Raw genomic sequence first — 8,790 nt, 5'->3', positions numbered from 1 at the left:
CCCCGGCCCTCTCCCCGCAAGCGGGGAGAGGGAGATCCCCTCCGCCTGGGCCTGCGCATCGTGCTCGGCCTGTCGGGCGAGGATGCCGGGCGCATCCTCATCGCCCGCGCAACGCGCCCGTTCAGCTCGATCGAGGATGTCTGGCGGCGCGCGGGCGTCTCGCTGCTGACGCTCGAAAAGCTCGCCCAAGCCGATGCGTTCCACGGCTTCGGCCTCGACCGCCGCCAGGCCTTATGGGCGGTGAAGGCGTTAGGGCAAAAGCCGCTGCCGCTCTTCGCCGCGATCGAATCCCCCAGCGAACCCAGCGTCACGCTCGCCGCACTCACCGCAGGGCGCGAAGTGGTCGAGGATTACCGCGCGACGCAATTGTCGCTGCGCGCGCATCCGGTCAGCTTCCTGCGCGGCGACCTCGACCGCCGCCGCATCACCCGCTGCGGCGATCTCAAAGGGCTGAAGGACGGCACCCGCGTCGAAGTGGCCGGGCTCATCCTGGTGCGGCAACGCCCCGGCAGCGCCAAGGGCGTGGTGTTCGTGACGCTGGAGGACGAGACCGGCATCGCCAACGCGATCCTGTGGCCCGACCGCTTCGAGGCGCAGCGCCGCACGGTGATGGCCGCGTCGATGCTCAGCGTGCGCGGTCGCGTGCAAAGCGAAAGCGGGACGATCCACGTCATCGCCGATCACATCACCGATCTCACCGGGCTGCTGCGGCAGATTGGCGACATCGACTTGCCGCGCCTGACCATGCCCGGCGACGGTGCCACCCATGGCGGCACGATCGACCCGCGCGAACGGCGCAGGGTGGGAAGCGAGCTGGAACCGGTCATCCCGATCCGCAGCCACGATTTCCACTGAGCCTCTGCGCTCACCCCACCGTCTGTTCGATCACCCCGAAGATCGGATGATGCTTGTCATCCTCCGCCCAGATCCGCACCGTATCGCCGCTTTTAAGGAACGGCGTCACCGCCGCGCCGCCCAGGATCGTCTCGACCGTGCGCAGCTCAGCGAGGCACGCATAGCCCACCCCACCCTCGGCGATCGGCTTGCCCGGGCCCCCGTCGGCGTCGCGGTTGGAGACGGTGCCCGAGCCGATAATCGTCCCCGCCCCCAGCGCGCGCGTCTTGGCGGCATGCGCGATCAGCGTGCCGAAATCGAAGGTCATGTCGACCGCCGCCGCCACGCGCCCGAACGGCTTGCCGTTGAGATCGACCATCAGCGTGCGGTGCAATTTGCCGTCCTGCCACCAGTTGCCCAGCGCCTCGGGCGTGACAAACACCGGCGAGAAAGCACTGGCGGGCTTGGACTGGAAGAACCCGAAGCCCTTGGCGAGTTCCCCCGGAATCAGGTTGCGCAAGCTCACGTCATTGGTCAGCCCGACCAGCCGCACCGCCGCCAGCGCTTCCTCGCGGGTGGCACCCTGCGGCACGTCGCCCGTCACCACCACCACTTCGCCCTCGAAATCGCAGCCCCAGCTTTCATCCGCCAGCGGGATCGGCGCGCGCGGCCCCAAAAACCCATCGGACCCGCCCTGATACATCAGCGGATCATGCCAGAAGCTGTCGGGCAGCTCCGCCGCGCGCGCCTGCCGCACCAAGGCGACATGGTTCACATAGGCCGACCCGTCCGCCCATTGGTACGCGCGCGGCAAGGGGGCCGCCGCCTGATGTTCGTGGAAGCGCCGCATCGGGATCATCTCATGTTCCAGATCGGTGCTGAGATTCTGCAGATCGGGCAGCAACCGGTCCCAATCGTCGAGCGCGGCCTGCAGCGTCGGCGCGATGTGCGCGGCATCGGCATACCAGGCGAGATCGTTGGAAACCACGACGAGCTTGCCGTCGCGACCCGATGTGAGGCTGGCCAGTTTCATGAAGCTCTCCTGTTTCGTGCGATCATAGCTCCCCCATCGGGCGTGTCGAGCGCAACGCGCTTGACGAACGCGTCACCTCACCGCACACCCAGCAAAAGAGTTGCAGACGACAACTGTTATTGGAGAGACCTGACATGACGCTCGATTCCGTCGCCGGCCGCTTTGCCTATACCGAGGATCATGAGGCGTTCCGCCAGACCGTGCGCCAATTCCTGCAAAAGGAAGGCGTGCCGCATGTCGCTGAGTGGGAGGAGAACAAGCTCGTCCCCAAGGATTTCTGGATCAAGGCCGGCGCCATCGGCATGCTCTGCCCGACCGCGCCCGAGGCCTATGGCGGGCTCGGCCTCGATTTCGGCTATAACGCGATCGTCGATGAGGAGATGGCCTATAACGGCGTCCCCGCCGGCTTCTCGCTCCAGTCGGACATCGTCGCGGGCTATATCGAAACCTATGGCTCGGAAGAGCAGAAGAAACAGTGGCTGCCCAAGATGGTGTCGGGCGAGGTGATCACCGCCATCGCCATGACCGAACCCGGCACCGGCAGCGACCTGCAGGCGATCCGCACCACCGCCAGGAAGGATGGCAATCACTATGTCATCAACGGCTCCAAAACCTATATCACCAACGGCCAGAATACCGATCTGACGCTGGTCGTCGCCAAGACCGATCCCGATGCCAAGCCCGCCTGGAAGGGCATGTCGATCATCCTGGTCGAAAGCGAGCGCGAAGGGTTCCAGAAAGGGCGCAAACTGGACAAAATCGGTCAGGATGCGGCCGATACGTCGGAATTGTTCTTCAACGACGTGCGCGTGCCGATGACCAATTGCCTGGGCGAGGAAGGCAAGGGCTTTATCTATCTGATGAGCCAATTGCCGCAGGAACGCCTCTCGATCGCGGTCTCGGTGCAAGCCTCGGCGCAAAAGGCGTTCGACGAGACGGTGGAGTTCACCAAGACGCGCAAGGCCTTTGCCGGCATGGTGTTCGATTTCCAGAACACCCGCTTCGTCCTCGCCGACCTCAAGGCCAAATTGCAAGTCGGCTGGGCGCATCTCGACTGGGCGATCGCGCGCCATTTGAAGGGCGAACTGACCAACGAAGAAGGCGCCGCCGCCAAATTGTGGCACACCGATCTGCAATGGGAAGTGATGGACGCCTGCCTGCAACTCCATGGCGGGGCTGGCTATATGAACGAATACCCCATCGCCCGCGCCTGGCGCGCCGCCCGCGTAACGCGCATTTTCGGGGGGACGAACGAGATTATGAAGGAGTTGATTGGGCGGTCGCTGTAGAGGGGCCGCCCCGTAGCCGTCACCCCGGCCTTGTGCCGGGGTCCACCTCGATGCTGGGCTGACCGCTTGTTCGACAAGGGGTCAGCTATGGACCCTAACTTCAATCGTCCGGCGACCGGGGTGGAAAGCCAAAAACACCCCAGAACCTCGAATGCCTCCCCCTCGCCATTAACCATTGAAATCATTAAGTGCTTTCCGAACCAGGCCAGCCGTTTGCAATGATGTCTGCCATTGGCATTCCGCTTGGCAGCGGAGATCTTCAAGAACGATCGAAATCGATTATTCCGCGCTATCGTATTTTTTGATATGTTGGATAAATCGCACTACGTTGCCCATAAACAGCGGGACGAGTGATGTAATGGCAAGTGCGATAGGTATCCGAATTTATCGAATCAGCGTTCATGTACGCGGTGATCCCGCGTTAGTCCCATTTGACGACCCCAACCTATCGCAACCTGTACAGGATTTCATTTCGGCGTTCGTCGCGGGACACGCATCCGTCGTGCAGAATACCGAAATGGAACGTAGCTGGTATTTCGAACAGAAAAATGCAGGTGGCAAAGGCAGCAGTCAGGGTTATGTCCACTACGGAACCTTCGGGTTCGAAAGTAACTTTATCGACACGAAAACGAAAAAGCATAACTATCGGCGTCAAGTAACCGATATAGAAGAGATACCGCTGTTCTACGAATTCTGGTGCCCGGATGGGGATGACTACTGCTTTGCTGCTTTTCAGTCATTCCAAGGTCGCTCATGCATTGGCCTAGTGATATCAAATATGAAAGAAGCGTTCGAAACGCAAAATCCGTCACATTTTTTGATTATAAAGAAACTTCTTCCAAACGACCTCAAGGGAAGCGCGTACTTCTCCGCGCCGGTTCGACAACTTCGCCTAATTAAGCGCAAAGTGTCTAGCGATATCGCGGGTCAGTATTTCGAACATACGGAGCCTGATGCGATTGACCTTGAATTTATTATATCAGCCCGCCGCCGAAAAAGTCTTGGCGACTTGAATTCCTTATTCAATACTATTAAATCTTCTGAGAAGAGCGTCATCACTCATGCCGGGATCGACTTTCCAGAAGCAATCGCGGAAATTCGTGTGGGCAACCGTAGCCGGCGGGTGGGCGTATTGGGCTTTAATGGAGACGCGGGGGTGATAGACCTAACCGACGTTATCGTTCGCGGCACTGACGGCCATCCCACTTTCGAGTCTTTGAAAAAGGAGTCGGACGCGATTTTAAGCGATTTTCATGAAACGATGACCGGCATCACGGAATGAAGATCAATCCGTCCTTCATCGTGCGGGATCACTTGGGCACATTGCACAAGGCTGGATCGACGCGCCTAGATACCTGGGACATGGTGACGTTTTATGGAGTTCCTATCGCGTGCGCGATCGGGGCGTTCGCAAAGGGTTTCGCAGTCACAAACGACAGCTATAACGTGTCCATTACGTTTTTCGGGATTTTCCTCGCACTGCTACTCAATATTCAAGTAGCGATATTCTCGATTTTTCAGCGAAAATGGGACGTGCCCACAGATAAGCGACTAGCTGAAATTCAGCGCAAAACGATGGCGGCGAGGCGTGAATTGTTGGGCGAATTAAACGCCAACATATCGTATCTTACTTTCGTAAGCTGCATCGGCTTAGCCGCTGTTTTGATCTTCTATGTTGAAAAGTGGCTTACGGGCGTTGCGCCAGCGGTAGCGGTTTTTCTGTATGCGCATTTCCTGCTCACCTTTGTAATGATCGTGAAGCGGTCGCACGCGCTGTTTCAAAAGGAATATCGAGACAGCCCCGAATAAGTTCGGCGGATCAATCGTCCGCCTGCTCGTGCCCGTTTGAAACGGCCACTTTGCCGATTTTCGCAGCAAGTGCCGCTAGTCCACTCCCCCCAAACTAAGCCGTACTTTAAGTATCTGAGCACGCACTGCTTTAACACCAGATTTCGCGCCTCTCCAACCCGCCGGGTCATTTCCTAAGCGGGCAGGTGGTCATCGCCTCCCTGGCAGGAACGCCTCCACCGCCGCCCATGTCCTACACCCCGCCCCCACGCTATAATACCGCCCGCTCTTTCTCACGGTCGGATCTTCGCACGTCGCGCTTTTACGATATGCGCGAACTTGGTGAAATTTAGCGCCCCACGCGCCGCGTCTCGCCTTACCTTCCACGCACCCCCACCCCGCCCAAAAACAAAAAGCCCGGCGGTGGTGCCGCCGGGCCTGAGGTTGCGCCTAGGGAGCAAACCTGGCGTGTCTGAATCCACTATAGGACGAAAATCAGGTCAGAGCGCGTTGCCCGTCGCGGCAGCGGCATTGGTATCGGCTGCGTTGGTGTCGATCACCGTGTCATTGCCGATGGTGTCGTTCCCGAATGCATCATTGCCGAGCGTGTCGTTGAGCGAGAGATCCTCGTTCGCCACCGCGCTGGTGTTGCTGCCACCGCCGCCGCACGCCGCCAGCGAAAGCGCCATCGCGGCCGTCAGCGTCAGGGCCAGAACCTTCTTCATCGTCGAATCTCCTTGAAATCTCGGCCCAGCCAGCGGCATCCGCACCACTGCCCCCCAGGCACCGCACCAATCTCCACTAAAAGCCTATGCATTCAATTGCGTTCATCTTTAGGGGCCAAAAGTTTTTCTTTCAGCGCACTTGCGTTCTCGCCAAGCGGCACCCTGCGCCGCGCGCGGTTGACAGCCCCTGCCAATCCCGGAATGTTGCGCAAAACCAAGCCGATCGCGGCACAAGGGGGACTTTCATGGCGGATCGAATTCTGCCCGCACGCCTGCGGGCGCTGCTGGGTGCCGCGGCCATCACGGCGCTGCTGGCGGGCTGCGCCAGCGACGGCGGCGCGAAGCCCGCCACCGCCTCGAGCAAGGCCGGGCCCGGCGCGGGAAAGGGTTTTACGCATGATCCTTACCCCTCGACCTACAAGCCCTATCCCGGCGTGCCGACGCTCGTCACCCATGTCACCATTTTCGATGGCGAAGGCGGGCGGATCGACAATGGCGCGGTGCTGTTCGCCGATGGCAAGATCGTTGAGCTTGGCCAGAGCGTCGCGGCCCCGGCGGGCGCGACCGTCATCGATGGCACCGGCAAGACGCTCACCCCCGGCATCATCGATATTCACAGCCATTTGGGCGATTACCCCTCGCCCGGCGTGCAGGCCAATTCGGACGGCAATGAAGCGACCGGGCCGATCACCGCCGATGTCTGGGCCGAACATAGCGTGTGGCCGCAGGACCCGGGGTTCAGCCGCGCGCTGGTCAATGGCGGGGTCACCACGCTGCAGATCCTGCCCGGCTCGGCCAATTTGATGGGCGGGCGATCGGTGGTGATCAAGAACGTCTATGCCCGCACCGAACAGGGCATGAAGTTCCCCGGCGCGCCCTATGGCCTCAAAATGGCGTGCGGCGAGAACCCCAAGCGCGTTTATGGCAGCAAGGGCCGCGAACCCTCGACCCGCATGGGCAATATCGCGGTCGACCGCCAAACCTGGGCGCGTGCGGCCGAATATAAGCGCAAATGGGACAAATATGAGAAGGACGGCGGCGAAATCCCCGGCCGCGACATCGCCATGGACACGCTGGCGGGCGTGCTGTCGGGCGAAATCCTCGTCCAGAACCATTGCTACCGCGCCGATGAAATGGCCATCGTCATGGATATGGCCAAGGAATTCGGCTATCATGTCAGTGCGTTCCACCACGCGGTGGAGGCCTATAAAATCGCCGATCTGCTGAAAGAAAATGGCACTTGCGCGGCGGTCTGGGCCGATTGGTGGGGCTTCAAGATGGAGTCCTATGACGCGATCGGCGAGAACCTCGCTTTGCTGCAGAAGAACGGTGCCTGCGCGATGATCCACTCGGACGACGCCAACGGCATCCAGCGCCTCAACCAGGAAGTGGCCAAGGCGCTCGCCGCGGGCCGCCATGCCGGCATCGACATTTCGGATGCGGTCGCCTGGGAATGGCTGACCTACAACCCGGCCAAGGCACTCGGCATCGCCGACAAGACCGGCAGCCTCAAGCCCGGCAAGATGGCCGATGTCGTGCTGTGGAACGGCAATCCGTTCAGCGTCTACACCCGGCCCGAAAAGGTGTGGATCGACGGGGCGCTGCTCTACGACGCCAACGATCCGAAGCGACGGCCCGTCTCCGATTTCGAACTCGGCCAGCCCGGTGCGGGAGATACCAAGTGAAGCGCCTCCTGCTGCTCAGCGCCGCCTTCCTCGCCGCGCCCGCCGCCGCCCAATCGGTTGCGATCACCAATGCCAGGCTCGTCATCGGCGACGGCTCCGCGCCGATCGAGGGCGGCACCGTTATCGTTCGTGACGGCCGCGTCGTCGCGGCGGGCAAGGCGGTGGCGGTTCCCGCCGGGATCGCCACGGTCGATGCCGGTGGCCGCTGGGTCACCCCCGGCATCGTCGCGGGCTTCACGCGCATGGGCATCGTCGAGGTCGACGGCGTCGATGAAACCAACGATGCTGGCGCGCGCACCAGCCCGTTCCACGCCGCGATCGACATCGCCCCGGCGGTCAACCCGGCCACCTCCTCGATCCCGCTCAACCGCGCCGAGGGCGTGACCCGCGCGATCGTCGCGCCCGACAATGCCGGGTCGATCTTCGCCGGACAGGGCGCGGTGATCGACCTCGGCGCCGACCGCAGTCCCATCACCAAGGCGCGCGCCTTCCAGTTCATGGAATATGGCGAGGGCGGTGCCCGCGCCGCGGGGGGCAGCCGCCCCGCCGCGCTCATCGCCTTCCGCAACGCCATCGCCCAGGCGCGCGACTACGCCCGCGATCCGGCCCATTATGCCGATCAGGGCAAGGACGCGCTGCTGACCCGTGCCGATGCGGAGGCGCTGGTGCCGGTGGTGAATGGCCGCATGCCGCTGCTCGTCCATGTCGAGCGCGCGGCGGACATGCTCGCGCTGATCGAGCTCAAGCGCGATTTCCCTGCGCTGAAGCTGGTGTTCGTCGGCGCTGGCGAAGGCTGGATGGTGGCGCGTGAACTCGCCGCCGCGCATGTGCCCGTCATCGCCTCGGCGCTTGCCGATCTGCCCGAATCGTTCGACCAGCTCGGCGCAACCCAGTCCAATGTCGGGCGGATGAAGGCGGCGGGCGTGCTGGTCGGCATCGGCACGATCAACGACGACGAAGCCCGCCAGGCGCGGCGCGAGAAGCAATATGCCGGCAATCTGGTGGCGCTGACCAAGCTGCCCGGCGCAACCGGGCTCGACTGGAACGCCGCCTTCGCCGCAATCACCTCGGCACCGGCCGAAGCGATCGGTCTGGGCGACGAGATCGGCTCGCTCAAAGCGGGGCGGCGCGGCGATGTGGTGATCTGGGACGGCGACCCGCTCGAACTCGGCACGGCGGTGGCGGCGGTCTATATCGACGGCATCAAGCAACCGCTGCGCACCCGCCAGGACGCTTTGCGCGAGCGCTACATGGTCCCGCAGGAAGGCGCGTTGCCCAAGGCCTATGAGCGGTGAGGTGCGGCTGACGCAGCACCACAACTCCCGCCGTCACCCCGGCCTTGTGCCGGGGTCCACTGCGCCGCGAGCGTGTGCTGCATTGCTGGCGGTATCGGGCCCGGGGGGGTGGCCCCCGGCACAAGGCCGGGGTGACGGCGG

Annotated in this window: 8 protein-coding genes; 6 read left to right on the top strand and 2 right to left on the bottom strand. The window is 62.4% G+C overall.

Annotation, left to right across the window (positions count from 1 at the left end):
- Positions 1–855 (top strand): helix-hairpin-helix domain-containing protein (locus tag ON00_RS14350; protein WP_245535581.1); only part of this gene is annotated, 855 nt, incomplete at its 5' end.
- A 10-nt stretch (positions 856–865) separates the two neighbouring features.
- Here ON00_RS14350 and ON00_RS14345 read toward each other — a convergent pair.
- Positions 866–1,867: a fumarylacetoacetate hydrolase family protein gene (locus ON00_RS14345; RefSeq protein WP_010406871.1), complete on the bottom strand. Its 1,002-nt coding sequence runs from the start codon at positions 1,865–1,867 to the stop codon at positions 866–868.
- 134 nt (positions 1,868–2,001) lie between these two features.
- On the opposite strand from ON00_RS14345, the gene ON00_RS14340 reads away from it, so the two are divergent.
- From ON00_RS14340 to ON00_RS14330, 3 genes are all read left to right on the top strand, one after another.
- Positions 2,002–3,156 (top strand): acyl-CoA dehydrogenase family protein, encoded by a 1,155-nt coding sequence (locus ON00_RS14340; protein WP_010406868.1) that lies wholly within the window; start codon positions 2,002–2,004, stop codon positions 3,154–3,156.
- A 358-nt stretch (positions 3,157–3,514) separates the two neighbouring features.
- Complete coding sequence (locus tag ON00_RS14335; RefSeq protein ID WP_154651336.1) at positions 3,515–4,438, top strand: hypothetical protein; 924 nt, start codon at positions 3,515–3,517, stop codon at positions 4,436–4,438.
- Positions 4,435–4,965: a hypothetical protein gene (locus ON00_RS14330; protein ID WP_010406863.1), complete on the top strand. Its 531-nt coding sequence runs from the start codon at positions 4,435–4,437 to the stop codon at positions 4,963–4,965. The genes ON00_RS14335 and ON00_RS14330 overlap by 4 nt, the downstream gene beginning before the upstream one ends.
- Before the next feature lie 479 nt (positions 4,966–5,444).
- On the opposite strand, the gene ON00_RS14325 is transcribed toward ON00_RS14330, so the two are convergent.
- The gene (locus ON00_RS14325; RefSeq protein WP_010406861.1) at positions 5,445–5,669 is read right to left on the bottom strand and encodes a hypothetical protein; all 225 of its coding nucleotides are present in this window, start codon (positions 5,667–5,669) and stop codon (positions 5,445–5,447) included.
- A 245-nt stretch (positions 5,670–5,914) separates the two neighbouring features.
- Between ON00_RS14325 and ON00_RS14320 the strand changes: the two genes are divergently transcribed.
- Together ON00_RS14320 and ON00_RS14315 are read left to right on the top strand one after the other, a co-directional pair.
- Positions 5,915–7,354 carry an amidohydrolase gene (locus ON00_RS14320; protein ID WP_010406859.1) on the top strand — a complete coding sequence of 480 codons (1,440 nt, stop codon included), beginning with the start codon at positions 5,915–5,917 and terminating at the stop codon, positions 7,352–7,354.
- Positions 7,351–8,649, top strand: a complete 1,299-nt coding sequence (locus ON00_RS14315) for an amidohydrolase family protein (RefSeq protein WP_010406856.1) — start codon at positions 7,351–7,353, stop codon at positions 8,647–8,649. Before ON00_RS14320 ends, ON00_RS14315 begins: the two co-directional genes overlap by 4 nt.
- The last annotated feature ends 141 nt before the right edge of the window (positions 8,650–8,790 follow it).

The organism is Sphingomonas echinoides ATCC 14820 (assembly GCF_000241465.1).
GTDB classification, from domain to species: Bacteria; Pseudomonadota; Alphaproteobacteria; order Sphingomonadales; family Sphingomonadaceae; genus Sphingomonas; species Sphingomonas echinoides.
Note: the sequence above shows the minus strand (reverse complement) of the source record. Positions and strands in the feature narration are given on the sequence as shown.